Origin of the sequence: Sphingomonas sp. SORGH_AS_0950 (assembly GCF_030818415.1) — a bacterium.
GTDB lineage: Bacteria > Pseudomonadota > Alphaproteobacteria > Sphingomonadales > Sphingomonadaceae > Sphingomonas.
The window spans coordinates 3,713,137-3,732,340 of sequence record NZ_JAUTAE010000001.1 but is presented as its reverse complement, the minus strand read 5'-3'; the positions used below and the strand labels follow the sequence as shown (position 1 = coordinate 3,732,340).

Annotated in this window: 17 protein-coding genes and 1 pseudogene; 9 read left to right on the top strand and 9 right to left on the bottom strand. The window is 68.1% G+C overall.

What is annotated here, in order from left to right:
* Window positions 1-138 precede the first annotated feature (138 nt).
* Together QE385_RS19895 and QE385_RS16995 are read right to left on the bottom strand one after the other, a co-directional pair.
* Window positions 139-213: pseudogene (locus tag QE385_RS19895) on the bottom strand (MHYT domain-containing protein); the annotation flags it as partial.
* Between the two features lie 648 nt (window positions 214-861).
* The gene (locus QE385_RS16995; protein WP_307103855.1) at window positions 862-1,242 is read right to left on the bottom strand and encodes a helix-turn-helix domain-containing protein; all 381 of its coding nucleotides are present in this window, start codon (window positions 1,240-1,242) and stop codon (window positions 862-864) included.
* 92 nt (window positions 1,243-1,334) lie between these two features.
* Here QE385_RS16995 and QE385_RS16990 point away from each other — a divergent pair, with 92 nt between their 5' ends.
* Window positions 1,335-2,396: an SDR family oxidoreductase gene (locus QE385_RS16990; RefSeq protein ID WP_307103853.1), complete on the top strand. Its 1,062-nt coding sequence runs from the start codon at window positions 1,335-1,337 to the stop codon at window positions 2,394-2,396.
* Window positions 2,397-2,496: 100 nt separating this feature from the next.
* A complete protein-coding gene (locus QE385_RS16985; protein ID WP_307103850.1) occupies window positions 2,497-3,399 on the top strand; it encodes a LysR family transcriptional regulator in 903 nt (300 codons plus the stop codon).
* Here QE385_RS16985 and QE385_RS16980 read toward each other — a convergent pair.
* The gene (locus tag QE385_RS16980; protein ID WP_307103848.1) at window positions 3,307-4,578 is read right to left on the bottom strand and encodes a cation:dicarboxylate symporter family transporter; all 1,272 of its coding nucleotides are present in this window, start codon (window positions 4,576-4,578) and stop codon (window positions 3,307-3,309) included. The two genes, QE385_RS16985 and QE385_RS16980, sit on opposite strands and share 93 nt — an antisense overlap.
* Before the next feature lie 199 nt (window positions 4,579-4,777).
* Here QE385_RS16980 and QE385_RS16975 point away from each other — a divergent pair, with 199 nt between their 5' ends.
* The 4 genes from QE385_RS16975 (at window position 4,778) to QE385_RS16960 (ending at window position 9,256) form a co-directional block, all read left to right on the top strand.
* A complete protein-coding gene (locus tag QE385_RS16975; RefSeq protein WP_307103846.1) occupies window positions 4,778-5,590 on the top strand; it encodes a substrate-binding domain-containing protein in 813 nt (270 codons plus the stop codon).
* Window positions 5,587-6,927, top strand: coding sequence for an MFS transporter (locus QE385_RS16970; RefSeq protein WP_307103844.1), 1,341 nt, complete (start codon window positions 5,587-5,589; stop codon window positions 6,925-6,927). Before QE385_RS16975 ends, QE385_RS16970 begins: the two co-directional genes overlap by 4 nt.
* Window positions 6,928-7,031: 104 nt before the next feature.
* A complete protein-coding gene (locus QE385_RS16965) occupies window positions 7,032-8,576 on the top strand; it encodes an OprO/OprP family phosphate-selective porin (RefSeq protein WP_307103842.1) in 1,545 nt (514 codons plus the stop codon).
* Between the two features lie 80 nt (window positions 8,577-8,656).
* Window positions 8,657-9,256, top strand: coding sequence for a phosphatase PAP2 family protein (locus QE385_RS16960; RefSeq protein WP_307103840.1), 600 nt, complete (start codon window positions 8,657-8,659; stop codon window positions 9,254-9,256).
* A gap of 57 nt (window positions 9,257-9,313) precedes the next feature.
* On the opposite strand, the gene QE385_RS16955 is transcribed toward QE385_RS16960, so the two are convergent.
* Window positions 9,314-9,682, bottom strand: coding sequence for a DUF4440 domain-containing protein (locus tag QE385_RS16955; RefSeq protein WP_307103838.1), 369 nt, complete (start codon window positions 9,680-9,682; stop codon window positions 9,314-9,316).
* 340 nt (window positions 9,683-10,022) lie between these two features.
* Window positions 10,023-10,268 carry a hypothetical protein gene (locus QE385_RS16950; protein ID WP_307103836.1) on the bottom strand — a complete coding sequence of 82 codons (246 nt, stop codon included), beginning with the start codon at window positions 10,266-10,268 and terminating at the stop codon, window positions 10,023-10,025.
* A gap of 112 nt (window positions 10,269-10,380) precedes the next feature.
* On the opposite strand from QE385_RS16950, the gene QE385_RS16945 reads away from it, so the two are divergent.
* Window positions 10,381-10,773: a hypothetical protein gene (locus QE385_RS16945; protein ID WP_307103834.1), complete on the top strand. Its 393-nt coding sequence runs from the start codon at window positions 10,381-10,383 to the stop codon at window positions 10,771-10,773.
* Window positions 10,770-11,354 (top strand): transcriptional regulator, encoded by a 585-nt coding sequence (locus QE385_RS16940; protein ID WP_307103832.1) that lies wholly within the window; start codon window positions 10,770-10,772, stop codon window positions 11,352-11,354. The genes QE385_RS16945 and QE385_RS16940 overlap by 4 nt, the downstream gene beginning before the upstream one ends.
* A gap of 284 nt (window positions 11,355-11,638) precedes the next feature.
* Here QE385_RS16940 and QE385_RS16935 read toward each other — a convergent pair whose 3' ends face one another.
* The 3 genes from QE385_RS16935 to QE385_RS16925 are packed head-to-tail and all read right to left on the bottom strand — an operon-like array spanning window position 11,639 to window position 17,569.
* Window positions 11,639-13,159, bottom strand: coding sequence for an efflux transporter outer membrane subunit (locus QE385_RS16935; RefSeq protein WP_373424692.1), 1,521 nt, complete (start codon window positions 13,157-13,159; stop codon window positions 11,639-11,641).
* 3 nt (window positions 13,160-13,162) lie between these two features.
* The gene (locus tag QE385_RS16930) at window positions 13,163-16,366 is read right to left on the bottom strand and encodes an efflux RND transporter permease subunit (protein WP_307103831.1); all 3,204 of its coding nucleotides are present in this window, start codon (window positions 16,364-16,366) and stop codon (window positions 13,163-13,165) included.
* A gap of 6 nt (window positions 16,367-16,372) precedes the next feature.
* A complete protein-coding gene (locus QE385_RS16925; RefSeq protein ID WP_307103829.1) occupies window positions 16,373-17,569 on the bottom strand; it encodes an efflux RND transporter periplasmic adaptor subunit in 1,197 nt (398 codons plus the stop codon).
* A 101-nt stretch (window positions 17,570-17,670) separates the two neighbouring features.
* Here QE385_RS16925 and QE385_RS16920 point away from each other — a divergent pair, with 101 nt between their 5' ends.
* A complete protein-coding gene (locus tag QE385_RS16920; RefSeq protein WP_307103827.1) occupies window positions 17,671-18,264 on the top strand; it encodes a TetR/AcrR family transcriptional regulator in 594 nt (197 codons plus the stop codon).
* A 39-nt stretch (window positions 18,265-18,303) separates the two neighbouring features.
* Here QE385_RS16920 and QE385_RS16915 read toward each other — a convergent pair whose 3' ends face one another.
* A complete protein-coding gene (locus QE385_RS16915; RefSeq protein ID WP_307103825.1) occupies window positions 18,304-19,110 on the bottom strand; it encodes a transporter in 807 nt (268 codons plus the stop codon).
* Window positions 19,111-19,204: the final 94 nt, after the last annotated feature.

The window sequence follows — 19,204 nt, the reverse complement described above, 5'->3', positions numbered from 1 at the left end:
CACCAGCCCGCGGGCGGCGAAGGCCATCATGCCGGTATAGTGCATGGCGGTGACCGCCAGTCCGAACAGCGCACCGCCCAGCATCGGCGCGAAGGCCCCGCGCCGCACCGCCACGTCCAGTGCGATCGAGCTGCCGACGATCGCGATCAGCAGCGACAATCCGGTCAGCAACGGGTCGTAGACCACCGTCACGCCCGGCTGATAGGCGATCATGGCGATGAAATGGGTGCACCAGATCGTCGCGCCGGTGGATAAGCCCCCCATGAACGTCCAGGCCAGCCGGGTGCCGGGATCGGCGGCGCGCAGACGCTGAAGAAGCCTTATCGTGATCGCCGAGCCGGTCAGGCAGAATATCGCGGCGAGCAACACCAGTCGCAGATCATGATCATGCGTCAGACAGGTCAGAAAGCGCATCGGTCCCCTCCAGAACGCCCGCGCTATAATCATATGTTAAATTTGGCTACAAATTTAGAGGTTAACATGCCGGGTTAACGGCGCATGCGACCCTGCCAACCGACTGGGTCGCCACGATATTGCGTCGGATCGACGCAGGCCCCTCCCCATCAGGCGCGGCGTGCCGCGATCCATGCCCTCCAAGATCCAGGGCCGATCGACATTCTGCGATGCTCTATCCTTCCCTCGCCCCTCGCAGAGGGGAGAGGGTTGCGCAGACTTGGCCTTTGCGAGAGCAAAGGCTTAGTCGGAGCTGGGTGAGGGGTGCATGCGCGTAGCGCGCGAGCCTTTGGGCTCGCTGTACCCCTCACCCAAGCTGCGCTAGCCAGCAAGCTGGCAAGCTTCGCTAACCCTCTCCCCTGTCCAGGGGAGAGGGGAAGAAGACGCAATCCTGAATGTCGATCCGCCCTAGGCGCGGCGGGAATGCGGGCGCGGCGCCAACTGGTCCAGCGCATCGGCATTGTTGCGCCCCCAGCCATAGAGGAGTTCGACCGGCTCGACGAAGCGACGGCCGAGATCGGTCAGGCGATATTCGACCTCGGGCGGCATGGCGCTGCGCACATGGCGGCTGATGAGGCCGCTCCCCTCCATGTCGCGCACCGTCTGGGTCAGCATCTTCTTCGAGATGCCCGGCAGGCTGCGCTGGAGCACCCCGGTGCGGGCGACGCCGCCATGACGCGCGTGCAGCGTGTGGAGCACCATGCTGGTCCATTTGGTGGCGAACAGCTCCAGCACGCGGCGGGGCGCGCAATCCTCGCGCCATTCCTCGTCGGGGGTTCCGGGCTGCATATGGTTACCTTTCCGTGCCTGGGGGCCCAGATGGTGCCGTCTGGAAGCCGCGCAAGGCCATGCCTAGCTGGGGCGGCGACAAGGAGGCGTGGATGACGAAGACGGCATTGGTAGTGGGCGCAAGCGGGATCGTCGGCGGCGCGACCGCGACGCTGCTCGTGGAACGGGGCTGGACGGTCCATGGCCTGGCGCGGCGTCCCGTGGCGCAACCGGGCGTGGCGCCGGTCGCGGCCGACCTTCAGGATGCGGAGGCGACCGCCGCCGCGCTGCGCGACGTGAACCCCGATGCGGTGTTCATCACGACATGGCTGCGCCAGGACAGCGAGGCGGAGAATATCCGGGTCAATGCGGCGATGGTCCGCAACCTTCTGTCCGGCCTCTCCAGCCCGACCGGCCCGCGCCACGTCGCGCTGGTCACCGGGCTGAAACATTATCTCGGCCCGTTCGAGGCCTATGGAAAGGGCACGCTGCCCCAGACCCCGTTCCGCGAGGAGCAGGGTCGGCTCGACGTCGAGAATTTCTATTATGCCCAGGAGGACGAGGTCTTCGCCGCAGCCGCGCGCGACGGCTTCACCTGGAGCGTCCACCGGCCGCACACGGTGATCGGGCGCGCGGTCGGCAATGCGATGAACATGGGCACGACGCTGGCCGTCTATGCGACGCTGTGCCGCGAGGCGGGGCGGCCGATGGTCTTTCCCGGATCGGCGGCGCAATGGTCGGGGCTGACCGACATGACCGATGCGGGGCAGCTGGCCCGTCACCTGCTCTGGGCGACCGAGACCGAGGCGGCGCACGACCAGGCGTTCAACGTGGTGAACGGCGATGTCTTTCGCTGGCAATGGATGTGGGGTCGCATCGCCGACTGGTTCGGGGTCGAGGCCGCCCCGTTCGACGGCACCGTCCGGCCGCTGGAGCAGCAGATGGCCGACTCCGCCGATACATGGCGCGGCATCGCCGAACGCGAGAAGCTGGTCGAGGCGGACATCGCGCGGCTCGCCTCGCCCTGGCATAGCGACGCCGATCTCGGCCGCCCGATCGAGGTGGTGACCGACATGAGCAAGAGCCGTCGGCTGGGCTTCACCGATTATCAGCCGACCGACGACGCCTTCTTCGCGCTCTTCGCCCAGCTGCGCCGCGAGGGGCTGATCCCGTGAGGAGGGACGGCAGGGGCGCGGGGGCCGACTGGCTTAGTCGCCGCCGCCCCTGCTATCGTCGGCCATGGCCTCTCTGAATTTCGAGCTTCTGGACATAAGGGTGTTCGTGGCGATCGCGGACGGCAGGAGCTTCCTGCACGCCGCCCGCCAGCTGAACCTGTCGCAACCCGCGATCAGCCGCCGGGTCCAGAAGCTGGAGGCGACCATCGGCACCCCCTTGCTGGAGCGGACCACGCGGACAGTCCGTCTGACCCCGGCGGGGCAGGAGATCGTGCCGCTGCTCCGTCGGCTTCTGGGCGAGCTGGACGAATCGATGCTCGGCATGATGGCGCTGGGCGAGCGGCAGGCGGGGCGGCTGACGGTCGCCAGCATCCCCAGCGCGACGGTGCGGTTCCTGCCCGACGTGCTGGAGGCGCTGGGCCGCGACTATCGCAATGTGCGGGTGCGCGTGCTCGACCTGACCGCCACCGAATGCGCCGAGGCGGTGCGGACCGGCGAGGCGGAGTTCGCCATTACCCTGCCCGTCTCGGCGGACAGCGACCTGACCTATGAGCCGCTGACCGACGACCCTTATGGGCTAGTCTGTCGCGCCGACGATCCGCTGGCCGAACTGGTCGATCCGGCGTGGAGCGACCTGGCCGGGCTGCGGCTGGTCACGGTGCATCCGGGCAGCGGCAACCGCACCGCGCTCGACGCCGGGCTGGCCCGCGCGGGGATCGAGCTGCGCTGGTTCTATGAGGTGACGCGGCTCACCTCGGCGCTGGCGCTGGTGCAGGCGGGGCTGGGTCCCTCGGTCCTGCCCCGCCTGGCGTGCGAGGGGCCGGATGCGCGCGACCTGTTGTGGCGGCCGTTGCGCGGGGCGACGGTGACGCGCACCATCGGCGTGCTGCGGCGCGGCTCCGCCACCCTGTCACCCGCCGCCGGTCGACTGATGGGGCTGCTCACCGACGCCTGGGCCAACCGGCAGGCCCAGCCGCGCCCCGCCCCAGCGCGCGACGAGTAGCGACGCCGAGACATTGGCGGTGGCGCTGGTCAACGCGCGGAGTTCGGACAGGAAGCGGTCGACCGCGATCAGCATGGCCGCCGCCCCGACCGGAATATCGGGCAGCAGCGACAAAGTGAGGAGCAGGGCCGAAAAGCCGCTGCCCGTCACCCCCGCCGCCGCTTTGGAGGTGACCAGCATGACGCCCAGATAGACCGCCACCCGCACCGGGGTCAGCGCGATCCCCAGCGCCTCGCCCAGGAACAGCGTCGCGACGATCAGATAGACCGCCGTCCCCGCCAGGTTGAGCGAATAGCCCAGCGGCACGGTCAGGCCCGCCACGCTGCGCGGGCAGCCCAGCGCCTCCAGCTTCTGGATCAAGCGCGGCAACACCACCTCGGTCGAGGAGGTGCCGAGAACGATCAGGATCTCGTCGCGGAACACCCGCAGCAACGCGCCGCCGCCCAGGCCGGTGGTCAGCCATACCATCACCGCCAGCCCGGCGATCAACAGGGCGCAGGCCAGCGCCAGCGTCGCGACCAGCAGCCCCAGCGAGCCGATGAAGCCCACGCCGTACGTCCCGACCGTGTACGCGATCGCGCCGAACGCCCCCACCGGCGCGGCGCGGATCAGAAAGCCGAAGATCGCGAGTTGCAGCCGGGTCAACGCCTCGACCGCGCGGACGATCGGCGCGCCCGCCTCGCCGATGCGCAGCAAGCCGAAACCGACCAGCCCGGCGACGAACAGCACGGGCAGGACGTCCCCGGCGGTAAAGGCGGAAAACAGCGTGTCGGGCACGATGCGGACCAGGAAATCCCCCGCCCCCGTGATATGGTGCCCGGCCAGCTGGCGCTCGACCTCGGCCATCGCCTCGCCATAAGGCGGCAGCGGCAGGCCGCGTCCCGGCTGCATCAGCGCCGCGACGCCCAATCCGATGGCGAGCGCGGCGACCGTGATGCCCAGAAAGACGATCAGGCTGCGCAGCACCGTCGCGCCGGTGTCGCGCGCGGCGCCGTGCCGCACGATCCCCTCGACGATGGTGCAGAACAGCACCGGCGGCACCATCATCCGCATCGCCTTGACGAAGGCGATGCCCAGCGGCCCCAGATCGCGCCCGAAGGCCGGGGCCAGGACGCCGATCGCGGTCCCCGCAAATATGCCGATCAGCATCTGGACATAGAGGTGCCGCAAGGCGCGCAAGGTCGACCCACTCCCGATATATGCGCAAAACGCATCAAGCGGACCGATCATTGCATTTGATCGAAGCACCGCTCCTGATGCCTAGTGCCGGGTAAGGCATGATGGCTCAAGCCTCTGCCGCGCAACAAGAACCCGCAACCGAGCGGGCCCGACCGAGAGAGGTATGATGAAAGCGCCATTTGCAAGGTTAGGAACCGTGATGCCCCGGCGCGGCGCGCTGGGCCTCGCGCTGCTGCTGGGCCTGGGCACGCTGGGCCAGCCCGCCGTCGCGCGCGAGACCAAGGCCGCCACGGTCCGCGAACTCCATGTCGTGACCTCGGGAGGCTTCACCGCCGCCTTCCAGGCGCTGGCGGCGAAATATGAACGCGACACCGGCGTCCATATCGTCACCGAACACGGCCCCTCGATGGGCGACACGCCCCAGGCGATCCCCAACCGGCTGGCGCGGCACGAGGATGCCGATGTCGTGATCCTCGCGCGCAGCGGGCTCGACAAGCTGGCGCAGGCCGGGACCGTGACCAGCGGGACCGTCACCGACCTAGGCCTGTCCCGGATCGCGATGGCGGTGAAGGCGGGCGCCCCCGCCCCCGACATCGCCACTCCCGACGCTCTGCGCGCAACCCTGGTCCATGCCAGATCGGTCGCCTGGTCGGACAGCGCCTCGGGCGTGTATATCCAGTCGACGCTGCTCGACCGGCTGGGCGTCGCCGATCAAGTCCGGCCGAAGGGCCGGATGATCCCCGCCACCCCGGTCGGTCGGATCGTCGCCGAGGGCCAGGCCGAGATCGGCTTTCAGCAGCTGAGCGAATTGAAGCCGGTCAAGGGCATCCGCATCGTCGGCCTGATCCCCGAATCGCTGCAAAAGGTGACGCCCTTCTCCGCCGGGGTCGTCGCCTATTCGCCGCACCAGGCGGAGGCGCGCGCGCTGATCGCCTATCTCGCCTCCCCCAAAGCCTATCCGATCATCCGCGAAAGCGGATTGGAACCCGCGTCGCAAAAGGCCAAGCCATGACCTCCGCCTCCACCCACGCATCCCTCCCCTTCCCCGCCGCCGCCCCCGCTGCGGCCGAGCCGATATCGCCCGAACGGCGCCGTTCGGCGTTCAAGTCGATCTTCATCGTTGCCAGCGGCAACTTCCTGGAAATGTTCGACTTCATGGTGTTCGGCTATTACGCCACCTATATCTCCAAGGCGTTCTTCCCCACGGGCAGCGACTTTGCCTCGCTGATGCTGACGCTGATGACCTTCGGCGCGGGCTTTCTGATGCGGCCGGTCGGCGCGCTGGTGCTGGGCGCCTATATCGACCGGCATGGGCGTCGCCAGGGGCTGCTCCTGACGCTGGGCCTGATGGCGCTCGGCACGCTCGCCATCGCGATCACCCCCACCTATGCCCAGATCGGCGTGGCCGCCCCGGTCATCATCCTGATCGGCCGACTGGTCCAGGGCCTGTCGGCGGGCGTCGAGGTCGGCGGCGTGTCGGTCTATCTCAACGAGATCGCGCCGCCGAACCGCAAGGGCTTCTTCTGTTCGTGGCAGTCGGCCAGCCAGCAGGCGGCGGTGGTCTTCGCCGCGCTGATCGGCCTGATCGTGTCGACCAGCCTCGATCCCGTCACGATGCAGGCCTGGGGCTGGCGCATTCCGTTCATCATCGGCTGCGTGATGATCCCCTTCCTGTTCGTCATCCGCCGTCACATGGAGGAGACCGAGGTCTTCCTGAAGCGCAAGGAGCATCCTCCGCTGTCGCAGATCATGCGGACCATCGGCGGCAACTGGGGCGTGGTCCTCCAGGGCGCGCTGATGGCGGTGATGACGACCGTCTTCTTCTATATGATCACCGCCTATACCCCGACCTTCGGCAACAAGGTGCTGTCGCTGACGCCGGGGGCCGCGCTGTTCGTCACGGCGTGCGTCGGCGTGACCAACTTCGTCCTGCTCCCCGTCATGGGGGCGCTGTCCGACCGGATCGGGCGCAAGCCCTTGCTGATCACCGCGACGCTGCTCGGCGCGCTGCTCGCCTATCCGCTGATGGGCTGGCTGGTCGCCGCGCCCAGCTTCGGGCGGCTGCTGACGGTCGAGCTGCTGCTCGCGGCCATCTATGCCACCTATAACGGCGCGTTCATCGTCTATCTGACCGAGGCGATCCCGGCGCATGTCCGCACCGTCGGCTTCAGCCTGGCCTATAGCCTGGCCACCGCGATCTTCGGCGGCTTCACCCCCGCGATCAGCACCGCGCTGATCGGCGCGACCGGCGACAAGGCGATCCCCGGCGCATGGTGCGCCGCCGCCGCGCTGCTCTCGCTGCTCGCCCTGCTGATCGGATCGCGCCTGAGCCGCCGCACCGCCCCCTGACCCCTTCGGCCGCCGCACGCCCCCCGGCGGCGCGGCGGCCCCCGTTCGCGATCATCGAGGCGGCGGCCACGGAGCCTCTCGCCCACCCCGAGAGGATGTCCGTCATGCACCGAGCCGCCATGCTCGCCATGGGCCTGTGCGCGCCCGTGCCCGTCGCCGCGCAGGCCGCCCCCGCCCCGGCGCAAGAAGATGTCGCTCGCCTGACCCGCCTGGTCGAGCAGCAACAGGCGCAGATCGCGCGGCTGGAGGCCCGGCTGGCCACGATCGAGGCCCAGGAGTCCAGGGCTATGGCCACCGCAGCCAACCCAGCACCGGGTCCGGCGCCTTTGGGCCAGCCCCTGCCCTCCGACGCCCATCCGGCCGCGCCGCCGCAGCTCGCCTCGCCATCGCCGCCCCGGCCCCAGATCCGCCAGCCCGCGCCGCTGGGCCAGTCGCTTCCCTCCGACGCGCATCCCCCCTCGCTCGACGCGCGGCTGGCGCGGATCGAGCAGGCGCAGAAACAGGGCGTCCAGGTCGACTGGTCGAAGGGGACGCCCGAATTCACCAGCGCCGACGGCAAATTCTCGTTCCGCCCGCGCGGCCGTATCCTGGTGGACGCGGCCACCACCGGCGGCAGCAACCTGCCCGCGCGCAACGTCACCGGAACCACCGCGCGGTCGCTGCGCGTCGGTTTCGAGGGATCGATCGGCCGCCACCTCTCTTATCTGCTGGAGGGGGATTTCGCCGACAATGACGTGGCGATCAAATCCGCCTATCTCGCCTGGACGACGCGCTTCCTGGGGCAGCAGACCGAGTTCGCGCTGGGCAACCGCCTGAACGATCGCGGGCTGGACGGGTCGAGCGGCACCATCTCCGTCCCCTTTCTGGAGCGCAACTTCGTCGGCCAGGGGATCATCCCGGTGCGCGGCTTCTTCGGGCTGGGCGCGGCGGCGCGCGTTTACGGCGATGGCTGGCATGTCGGGGTCCAGCTGTCGGGCGACGACATCAATAATCCGGGCACCGAGAGCGACGGCCTGACCATCGGCGCGCGGGCGCACTGGAACCCGGTCAAGACCGCCGACTGGCTGGTCCATCTGGGCGCCTGGGGCTTTCGCGAGCGCATCGCCGCCGATGCCAGCCGCCCGACGCGCAGCATCGCGGTCGGCGGCTTCTTCAACGACAATCTGCGGATCGCGCCGGGCACCTTCACCGGCGCGCGGTCGGGCACCGGCTATGGCCTGGAACTGGGGACGTTTCACAAGTCGCTATGGGCTTATGGCGAATATGGCCGACGGCGGATCGAAAGCCGCACGGGCGCCGCGACCGACCAGTCGGCCTGGGCGGTGCAGGCGGGCTGGTTCCTGACCGGCGAGACCCCGCCCTATCTGACGCGCGGCGGCGTGTGGAGCCGCCCCAAGGTGCTGCGCCCCTTCACCTCGGGCGGGCGCGGCGCGATCGAGCTGGCCACACGCTATGAGGAACTGGATTACAGCGACAACCCCACCGCCGGGCGCGGCACCGCGCTGACGCTGGGGGTCAACTGGTATCTCAACAATTTCGTCCGGCTCCAGCTGAACGCGATCGACTGGACGGTCGCCAATCCGGCGCAGAATGCCGGGGCGTCGGATCACGGACGAACCCTGATCGGCCGGGCGCAGATCGCCTTCTGAGCATTCCCGGCCTTGCGCGCCCATCGGCCCGGTCGACGGGCATGCGGAGCCAAAGGACTGATCCATGTGTTGGATCGACCATGGGCGAGAAACACGAAGTCACGGCGGTCGAACAGGCCGACCGCCGGATCACGACGAAGGTCAACGGCCAGCGCGATGCGTGGCCCATGCGGGTGATCGGCACGGCCAGCGAGATCGGGGATCAGCCGCAGATGCGGACGATCTGCGCCACGACGGTCCTGCTGGGCCTCGCCCGGCGCGACCGGCACCTCGCCGAGACCGGGCTGCGGATGCTGGCCGCCCACACGATCGCCACCTGGGGCAAGAGCGGGATCAAGGCCGTGATCGACCGGAGGCGCCCGAAGGACGGCGACGACCCTCGGCTGTGCCCCGGCGACAGCGACCGCCACGAGGACAATTCCTTTCCCTCCGGTCATAGCGCAGGCGCGGTGGCGGTCGGCGAGGCGCTGGCGCGGGCCTATCCCGACCATGCGGTCGGCGCGCGTGGCGCGGCCTTGTCGGTGGCCGTCGTGCAGGTGCCGCGCGGCACGCATTATGCCGGGGATGTCGTCGCCGGGATCGCCATCGGCCTGATCGCCGAGCGGGTAAGCGACGCCGCAATCGGTCTGGCGCGACGATGGCTTGCGGCCGATCCGGACCGGGCACCTATCCGGGAATGACGGCGGGGCCCGTCCGATCGCCGGAGCGAACCCGCGATCGGACGGGCCGGTACGCCGTTACGCTTCGGCGAGTGGCTTGGTCAGTTTCGGGGTCTGCTGGTGCTGCACGACGCGCCAGACCTCATGTTCGAGCCGCCGGATGACCGAGGTGCAATAGGCCTCATAGGCTTCGTCGCCCCGGCTGGCCGCGACGTGATAGCCGATGACGATCACCCCCTCCTGCGGACGAGAGACCTGCCGCTCGGTCAACTCGGCGCTGTCCCAGACGGGCGTATCCGCCACCGCCGACACCGCCGCCTCGCCAGCCAGCACGAAGGGCGGCCGGGGCAGCACCATCACGACCTCGGCATCGACCTTTTCCCGGTAATTGTCCGGGCCCTGGGTCCACAGGCTTTCCTCGAAGCTCCAGAGGCGTTCATCATCCATGTTTGGGACTCCCGATTGTAAAGCAAAGGGCGTGCGCGCCGGACAGCTTCGGTCTGGCGAAGTCGCCGAGCGCGGCGGCTTCGTCGTCCGTGCGGTCTGGCAACGGTTTCTCGTCCGGTGGAGTCCGGTCCGGACGAACGGGCGATCCGTCCTCCCCCGCTTGCTCGACGGGCGGGACGGCATGCGGCGCAGGCGAGGATTGGGGGTGATCGGACATGACGGCTCCACGGATGCGGCCGACATGATCCCGTCGGCCCCGTCACAGAACGCCCCCGCACGCCATCGGAGCCGTCCGCCAATCAGGAAAATCGCCGGGGAGCCGCCGCCCCGGGCCGGGCCGTCAGCTTTTCGCCGTCACCGGCACCGAAACCCGCGCGGTCGCGGCCGGACCATGGTCCACCGGCGACGGGTCCGACGCGATACGCCGCATGGCGTAGAGACGCCGCAGGATGAGCGCCAGATCGTCTTCGGTCAGCTCGGACGCCGGATCGATCAGCACGCCTGCGGGCAAGCCCTCCACCCAGGCCGCCAGGCGGTTGCACGCTGCGCCGAGATCGGCATCGGAGCTGTCGTCGAAAGCGGCCATGCGATCAGCCTAATCCTTTCGCCGCCACCCGCAAGCATCATCGCTCCGACCGTCCGGAACGACCCTTGCCGGTGTTCGTCTGTACCCTGATCATTTTGTCGAGGCAGCGAGCGTGACCAGCACCAGACCGGCCCGGCGCGTTGTCGTCGCCGACGCCTCCAGCGGCGACGAAGGCCGGGGACGCGATGTCGTCACCACGCCGGACGGCCGCTACATCGTCGTACGAGGCCGGTTGTGGCGAAAGGCCAACCCCGCTCTGGCCCCCGACGAGCGGCAGGCGCTGGTCGACGCGCTGATGCGCGCCCGGCGCGCGATACGGACCGCGATGGCGCAGGCGGACGAGGCCGGGCTCCGCCACGCACGGGCGCAGGTCCAGGCCGCCAAGGTCGCGCTGGGCGAGCGCGGGCCGGTATGGTGGGACGATGGGACGCCCGACCTCAACCGCCACCTGATCCGCAACACCGGCTATGCCGAATGGTATGCCGACGGGGCGCCGCAGCGATGAACGTCTTCCTGGATTTCGAGGCCTCCTCGCTCTCGGACAAGAGCCACCCGATCGAAGTGGCCTGGGTGTTCGAGGACGGCCGCTCGCAAAGCCATCTGATCGCGCCCGCGCCGGGCTGGACCGACTGGGACGCCGCCGCCGAGCGGATCCACGGCCTGTCGCGCGAGATGCTGGTCCGCGACGGCGCGGCGCATGATTTCGTCGCGCGGCAGATGGTCGAGCAGTTGTCCGGCCATGCGCTGTTCGCCAGCGCACCGTCCTGGGACGGCAAATGGCTGAGCGCGCTGCTCCGCGCGGCGGGGTTCCCTCGCCACACGCTGCGCCTGCAGGACACCGACATCGCCCTGCGCGATGCGGCGATCCGGATCCTGCGCGACAGCGTGGCCCCCGATAGACTCGAGGCGCAGGTCACGCACCTCGTCGCATGGGCCAACGCGACCAAGGACGCCACACCCGCCCACCGCGCCCTTGCCGACGCGGTCGAGGAACGGGCGATCTGGCAAAGGGTGCAGGAACAGGCGCAGGCGATTGTGGCGGCATCGCCGCGCGCGCCAATTCTTCCCCTTGCGGGAGAGGAATGAGAGCGAAGGGCGATCGGCCTTGGGGCGAATCGACATTCAGGATCGCTTCCTTTTCCCCTCTCCCCTGGACAGGGGAGAGGGTTAGCGAAGCTTGCCAGCCTGCTGGCTAGCGCAGCTTGGGTGAGGGGTAGAGCGAGCCCAAAGGCTCGCGCGCTCGCCAAGCGAGCGCCCACCCCTCACCCAGCTCCGCCTAAGCCTTTGCTTTCGCAAAGGCCAAGTCTGCGCAACCCTCTCCCCTCTGCGAGGGGCGAGGGAAAGAGGGTATCGCCGAACGGCGATCGGCCTTAGTTCAGCCCGCCGCCCAGCGAGCGATACAGTTCCACCATGTTGCTCGCCCGGTTGAGGCGCGTGGTGACGAGCAGTTGCTGCGCCGAATAGGCGGTACGCTGGGAATCGAGCGTCGTCAGGAAGGATTCGACTCCCGTCCGGTAGCGCGCGTCCGAAATCTTCAGCGCGACATTGGCCGCCTCGACGCGGGCCGTCTGCGCCGCGATCTGTTCGTCGATGGTGCCGCGCTGCGCCAGGGCATCCGCTACCTCGCGAAAGGCGGTCTGGACGGTTTTCTCATAGGTCGAGACGGCGGCTTGCTGCTGCGCCCGCGCGACATCCAGATTGCCGCGGAGCCGTCCCCCGTCGAACAGCGGCAGCGATACCGACGGTGCGCCCGTATAGGTGAAGCTGCCCCCCGCGAAGAGACCGCTGAGCGCGGTGCTGATCGTGCCTAACGTCGCGGTCAGCGAGATGCGGGGGAACATCGCCGCGCGCGCCGCGCCGATATTGGCGTTTTGCGCGATCAGCTGGTGCTCGGCCTGCAACACGTCGGGGCGGCGGAGCAATATGTCCGACGACAGGCCGGTGGGCAGCACCTGCAACGCCGCGTTCGCATCGCCCAGCCCCTGCGGCAGCAGCTCGCCGGCCACAGGCGCGCCGACCAGCAGGTCGAGCGCGTTCTTGTCCTGCGCCACCCGCGTCTTGAGCACCGCGATGTCATTGCGCGCGCCCTGATAGGTCGTCTCGGCCTGCCGCGCCTCCAGCTCCGAGGCGACGCCGATACGGAATTGCGCCCGCGTCAGTTCCAGCGACTGCTCGAAGGATTTCAGTGACTCCTGCGAGATGCGCAGCTGATCCTGATCCGACGCATAGGTCAGCCAGGCCGTCGCGATCTCGGCGATCAGGCTGATGCGTGTCGAGCGCTGGGCTTCCTCGGTCGCGAAATACTGCTCCAGCGCCGCCCGGTTGAGGTTGCGGACACGACCGAACAGATCGAGTTCGAAGGCGGAGAAACCGGCATTGACCGAATAGAATTCCAGGTTGGACGAGGATGTCCCCACCCCGGCGCCCAGTCCGGTGCCGCCAGAACCCGCGCCGGTTCCGGTACCTGCTCCGGTGCCCGTGCCCGCCCCCGTGCCGGTTCCACCACCGGCCGCCCCGCCCAGCGCGCCCGAGGCGCCCTGGATGTTGTTGGTATAGGTCCCCGAGGCGGAGAGGGTCGTCGACGGCACCAGATCGGCACGCTGGATGCGATATTGCGCCCTGGCCTGCAGGACGTTGGCCGCCGCGATCCGCAGGTCGCGATTATTCTCCAGCCCCAGCGCGATGGTCCGGCGCAGCCGGTCGTCGGTGAAGAAGTCCCGCCACCCGATCCGGGTGACGTCGGGCGCGTCGGATGCCGCCGCCGGATAGATGCCGTCCTGCGGGAGCGTCGCCGGGACGGCTCCCACGGGGCGCACATATTTGGGGGCGAGATTGCACCCGGCCAGCGTCGTGGCCGCCAGCAGGGCCAGCGCGAATTTGGAATGGATCACGATTCAAACTCCCTGCGGCACGGTCGGCGGGTTCTGCTCGCCATCATGGGGCCTGCCGCCTTCGTACGGCTGCGCATCGCCCGGCGGCATTTCGCCCTTCTTGCGATCGAACAGCCGCATGACGACAACGAAGAACATCGGCACGAAGAAGATCGCCAGGACCGTCGCCGACAGCATGCCGCCGACCACCGCGCGACCGATCGCGTTCTGACCGCCCGCGCCCGCGCCGTCGGCGATCGCCAGCGGGAACACGCCGAAGATGAAGGCCAGGCTGGTCATCAGGATCGGACGCAGGCGCAGCTTGGCGGCTTCGATCGCCGCGTCGAACGCATTCAGCCCCTCCCGCATCTTCTCCTCGGCGAACTCCACGATCAGGATCGCGTTCTTCGCCGACACGCCGATCGTGGTGATCAGGCCGACCTGTAGATAGATGTCGTTGTTCAGGCCGGTGATCAACGCGGCGAGCAGCGCACCGACCACGCCCAGCGGCACGACCAGCATGACCGAGATCGGCACCGACCAGCTTTCATAGAGCGCGGCAAGGCACAGGAAGACGATCAGCAGCGACAGCCCGTAAAGCGCCGGAGCCTGGCCACCGGACAACTGTTCCTCATAGCTGAGGCCCGTCCAGTCGAGCCGGGTGCCCGGCGGCAGCTTGGCCTGCATCTCCTCCATCGCCTTGATCGCGGCGCCCGACGACACGCCCGGCGCGGCCTGGCCCAGGATTTCCATCGAGGGCTGGCCGTTATAGCGGGTGAGCTGCATCGGCCCCTGATGCCATGCGACGGTGGAGAAGGCGGTGAACGGCGCCATCGTACCCGTGGCCCCGCGCACATAAAGGTCGCCGATATCCTCGGGCGCCATGCGATAGGCGGAATCGGCCTGGATATAGACGCGCTTCACGCGGCCCCGGTCGATGAAGTCGTTCACATAGGCACCACCCCAGGCCGTGGCGATCGTGTTGTTGACGGTCGACAGGTCGAGACCCAGCGCGCCCGCCTTGTCCTGGTCGACATTGACCTTGAGCTGCGGCGCATCGTCGAGCGCGTTGGGGCGCACGCCGACCAGCAGCTTGTTCTGCGACGCCATGCCCAGCAGCTGGTTGCGCGCCGCCAGTAGCCGCTCATGGCCGATGCCGCCTTCGTCCACCAACTGCATGTCGAAGCCGGTGGCATTGCCCAGTTCCTGCACCGCAGGCGGGATGACCGCGAAGATCAGGCCGTCGCTGTAACGCGAGAAGGCCCCCATCGCACGGCCGATGATCGCCTGCGCCTTGTTCTCGGCGCCGGGGCGGTCCTTCCATTCCTTCATCGGGATGAAGGCGATGCCGCTATTCTGGCCCTGTCCCGCAAAGCTGAACCCGTTGATCGTGTAGACCCCGCGAATGGCGCTGCCCGCATCGCTCAGGAAATGGTCGCGAACAAGGTCGAGCCCCTTCTGGGTCCGCGCGCTGGTCGCCCCCGGAGGCCCCTGGACCAACGCGATCATCACGCCCTGATCCTCGTCGGGAAGGAAGCCGCTCGGCAACCGCATGAACAGGAAAGCCATGCCCGCGACGATCAGCGCATAGGCGATCAGCGACCGGCCCCAGCGCCGCGCGGTCGAGCGAGCGCCCTTTTCATAGCGGTCGCGACCACGGTCGAACCGGTCGTTGAACCAGCGGAAGAAGCGCGCCAGCGGGCCGTTCCCCTGCCCCTTGTTCGGGTCGTGCGGCTTCAGGATCGTGGCGCACAGCGCGGGCGTCAGGATCAGCGCGACCGCGACCGACAGCGCCATCGCCGACACGATCGTGATCGAGAACTGGCGATAGATGACCCCCGTCGATCCGCCGAAGAACGCCATCGGCAGGAACACGGCGGACAACACCGCCGCGATGCCGATCAGCGCGCCGGTGATCTCGTCCATCGATTTGCGCGCCGCCTCCTTGGGCGACAGATGCTCGGTGGTGATCAGGCGCTCGACATTCTCGACGACGACGATCGCGTCGTCGACCAGCAGGCCGATGGCCAGCACCATGCCGAACAGGGTCAGCGTGTTGATCGAATAACCGAACGCCGCCAGCACCCCGAACGTGCCCATCAGCACGACCGGCACCGCGATCGTCGGGATCAGCGTGGCGCGGAAATTCTGGAGGAAGAGGAACATCACGAGGAAGACGAGCACGACCGCCTCGACCAGCGTCTCGATCACCTGCTCGATCGACAGCCGCACGAAGGGCGACGTGTCATAGGGGTAGATGACCTTGACGTCGGGCGGGAACTGCTTGGCCAGTTCGTTCACCCGCTCCTTGACCGCCGCGACGGTGTCGAGCGCATTGGCGCCGGGCGCCAGCTTGATGCCGATGCCCGACGCGGGCTTGCCGTTCCACTGCGACGAGAAGGCGTAGTTTTCCGCGCCGATCTCGACACGCGCGACGTCGCCCAGCCGGACGATCGAACCATCGGTGTTGCTCTTCAGGCGGATCTTCGCGAACTGCTCCGGCGTGGTCAGCCGCGACGAGACCGACACGGTCGCGTTGAGCATCTGTTCCTTGGGCGCGGGCTGCGCGCCGATCTGGCCCGCCGAGACCTGCGCGTTCTGCGCCGTGACCGCATTGGTCACGTCCGCCATGGTCAGCGCATAATTGTTCAGCTTGATCGGATCGACCCAGATGCGCATCGCATATTGCGATCCCAGGATCATCGTATCGCCGACACCCGTGACGCGCGACAGCGGATCGGCGATCCGCGAGGCGACGATATCGGACAGGTCGTCCGCGTTGTGCTTGCCGTTTTCCGAATAGAGGCTGACGAACAGCAGGAAGTTCTGCGTCGCCTTGGCGACGATGATGCCCTGGCGCTGGACCTCCTGCGGCAGAAGCGGGGTCGCCGCCTGCAGCTTGTTCTGGACCTGCACCTGCGCGATGTCGGGATCGGTCCCCTGTTCGAAGGTCAGCGTGATCGTCACGCTGCCCGCCGAGGACGAGGAGGACGAGAAGTAGCGAAGGTGATCGATCCCCTTCATCTGCTGCTCGATGATCTGGGTGGTCGTGTTCTCCAGCGTCTGGGCGTCGGCGCCCGGATAATTGGCCGTGATCGACACCGCGGGCGGCGCGATCGCCGGAAACTGGGAAATGGGCAGCGTGCGCAGCGACAGGAAGCCGGCGATGACGACCATCACCGCCAGCACATAGGCGAAGATCGGGCGATCGATGAAATAGCGTGCCATGGCCGTTTACTTCGCCTGTGCCTGTGCCTGGCCCGCTGGCGACGGCGCGCCGGCGGGCTTGGCATTGGGGTTCCATGGCTTGCCCTGGACGGGCATGCCCGGCCGCAGCAGCATGCCGCCTTCGACGATGATCTTGTCCCCGGCCTTCAGCCCGCTGTTGACCAGCCAGTTGTCGCCGATCGAGCGGCCGGTCTGGAGCGTCCGCACCTCGACCTTGTTGCCCGCGCCGATCACCATCACCGTCGCCTGCCCCTTTTCGTCGCGGCTGACGGCACGCTGCGGCACCAGGAAGGCGTTCGACCGCGTTCCCTCGACCAGCGACGCGCGCACGAACATGCCGGGCAGCAACAGGCCGTTGGGGTTGGGGAACAGCGCACGGATCACCTGCGACCCGGTGGTCGGGTCGACGGTGACGTCGGCGAAGCGCAGCGTGCCCTGCGGGCCATATTCGCTGCCGTCCTCCAGCGTCAGCTTGACGCGGGCATTGCCGTCGCGGGTCAGCTGGCCGCTCATGATCTGCTGCCGCAGCTTCAGCAGTTCGGCGCTGGGCTCCTGGATATCGACATAGATCGGGTCGAGCCGCTGGATGGTGGCCAGCGCATTGGCCTGCGATGCCGACACCAGCGCGCCGGTGGTGAACACCGAACGGCCGATCCGCCCGGTGATCGGCGCGCGGATGGTGGTGCGGGCCAGGTCGATCTCCGCGGTGCGCAGCGCCGCCTGTTGCGCGGCGACATCGGCCTGCGCCTGCGCCGCGCTCGTCTGGGCGTTCTCGAACTCCTGGCGCGCGATCGCGTTGATCTTGACCAGCTCGCCATAGCGGCGGGCCAGCGCGGCGCTGGACGCGATCCCTGCGCGTGCACGGGTCAGCGCGGCGCGGGCGCTGGCCACCTGGGCCTGATAGGGCGCCGGGTCGATACGGTAGAGCGGCTGGCCCTGACGGACCATGTCGCCCTCGACGAACAGCCTCTGGGTGATCAGGCCGTTGACCTGGGGGCGGACATCCGAGGTTTCGAATGCGGTGGTTCGACCGGGCAATTCGGTCGTCAGGGTGACAGGCTGCTCGCTCGCCACCACATAACCGACCGGCGCCGGCCCCTGGGCAGCCTGCTGCTGCTGTTGCTTGCTACCGGCACCGCAAGCGGCCAGTGCGAGCAAGGCTCCGGATGCCAACACACGACCCATTAGCCGATTGGAGGACATATCATTTCCCGCTTGCTAAATTGTATGAGAGCGATCACTCACAAACGGTGTCGTTAGACCCGCCGGTCGAGTGCGTCAACATCCTTAAGAGAGGTCCCAACGTGTTGAATACCCAGTGCCCACCTCCCACCCGTGCCGAATTGCGCCGGCACAATATCAAGGAGGTGGCGCGTCGCCTGTTCGTCGAAAATGGCTTTCACGCCACGGGAATCGCCGCCATCGCCAAGGAATCGGGCGTCGCGGTTCAACAGCTGTACCGCGACTTTCCGTCGAAAGAGGATATCATCGCGGCCATCGTGGCGGCCGACTGCGAACGATTCGCCGACCAGAAGACGCTGAACAGGGCGCTGGCGACGAAGGACCGCGACGGGATCATCGCGTGGCTGGTGGGGACACCGTCCCGCAAGGACGAAGCCGGAGACCGGCTGTTCCTCGAGATCGCAGCCGAAGCGGCGCGGAACGATCGGATCAAGGCCATCTTCCTCGACGTTCGCGAGCGCGCGTCGGAGAATATCAGCCGCGCCTTTGCGGGCCTGATGGGCAGCGACTCGGTCAAGAGCGAGCATTACACGCTGGCCCAGGCCTTCATGGTCATTTCGCTGGGCTCCGTCTGCGCCAGGACGCTCCATCAGGAGAATGTAAAGCCCGCCAGTGACAAGCTCATTGCGTGCCTGATCGACGGCGCGCGCCCCTGACATCGGCGCAACACGGGCCACGGCCTTTGTCCGCGCCGCTCAAAACAGGATCGCGCCGCCGGTTACGAGGCGCAGGCCCGGCGCGGCATGGTTCAGGCCAGCCGATGCCAGAATGTCGAGTTGCACGACCTTGGTCGGGCGCCAGGCGGCCGACAGGGCGGCCAGCGCCAGCGTCTCGTGCCCATCGGGTTCGTCGTCCCGCTCCAGCGACAGTTCCGCCGTCGCGGTGACCCGCTCGGTGAACTTGTAGCGCAGGCCCGCAATCTCGCTATAGGCCAAATGCCGTCCCGTGCCGGACTGGTTCGCCGCGGCATCGGCCTCGGCCGTCACGGCGATCGCGACCTTCTTGGTCAGCTCATATTGGACGGGGACGATGATACCCATCGACCAGCTGCCCGCACCGACCGGATAACGCCCCGTCGCGGCGGTCACGAACGCCTGCACGCCCGCCGAGAAGGGCTTTTGCTTGTCCCCGGCCAGATGCTGGCGGATCGCGAAGGTCACGTCGCCGGTGCCCGTGACGGTATCCACCGTGCCCGCCGCCTTGTCACGTGTCCGATTCCGGCCATAGCCGACCCAGTCGAGCTGCACCTCGCTATTCTTACCGATGCCCAGACGGGCCAGGATGTCCGCCGTGACGATACGGTCCTCGCGCTGATCCGCCTGGTCGTCACGCTGCCAGTCCAGCGCCGACACCTCGACATGGACGCGCCCCGGCTCGGTCGTGCAGCTTGATCCGCCAAGGTTCGGCCTAGTGGGGCAGAAACGCGGTTCGTCTTCGGCAAGGGCGGGAGCCCCCATCGTCAGGACCGCCGCACTCAGCGCCAAGCCTATCACCCTCACCATCGACGCCCCCGCTAACTATTTGATCGGAAAGCATTGCACCGGCTTGACTGCACCTTGCAACGCCAAAGCCTTTCCAGGCGAGCGGCCGCGTCGC

Bases quoted from the DNA above. Each gene is read 5' to 3' on its own strand.
- QE385_RS16990 (WP_307103853.1), top strand. From the start codon at position 1,335: ATGACGAAGACGGCATTGGTAGTGGGCGCAAGCGGGATCGTCGGCGGC.
- QE385_RS16975 (WP_307103846.1), top strand. From the start codon at position 4,778: ATGCCCCGGCGCGGCGCGCTGGGCCTCGCGCTGCTGCTGGGCCTGGGC.
- QE385_RS16955 (WP_307103838.1), bottom strand. From the start codon at position 9,682: ATGGATGATGAACGCCTCTGGAGCTTCGAGGAAAGCCTGTGGACCCAG.
- QE385_RS16970 (WP_307103844.1), top strand. From the start codon at position 5,587: ATGACCTCCGCCTCCACCCACGCATCCCTCCCCTTCCCCGCCGCCGCC.
- QE385_RS16915 (WP_307103825.1), bottom strand. From the start codon at position 19,110: ATGGTGAGGGTGATAGGCTTGGCGCTGAGTGCGGCGGTCCTGACGATG.
- QE385_RS16940 (WP_307103832.1), top strand. From the start codon at position 10,770: ATGAACGTCTTCCTGGATTTCGAGGCCTCCTCGCTCTCGGACAAGAGC.
- QE385_RS16950 (WP_307103836.1), bottom strand. From the start codon at position 10,268: ATGGCCGCTTTCGACGACAGCTCCGATGCCGATCTCGGCGCAGCGTGC.
- QE385_RS16965 (WP_307103842.1), top strand. From the start codon at position 7,032: ATGCACCGAGCCGCCATGCTCGCCATGGGCCTGTGCGCGCCCGTGCCC.
- QE385_RS16930 (WP_307103831.1), bottom strand. From the start codon at position 16,366: ATGGCACGCTATTTCATCGATCGCCCGATCTTCGCCTATGTGCTGGCG.
- QE385_RS16925 (WP_307103829.1), bottom strand. From the start codon at position 17,569: ATGTCCTCCAATCGGCTAATGGGTCGTGTGTTGGCATCCGGAGCCTTG.
- QE385_RS16995 (WP_307103855.1), bottom strand. From the start codon at position 1,242: ATGCAGCCCGGAACCCCCGACGAGGAATGGCGCGAGGATTGCGCGCCC.
- QE385_RS16960 (WP_307103840.1), top strand. From the start codon at position 8,657: ATGGGCGAGAAACACGAAGTCACGGCGGTCGAACAGGCCGACCGCCGG.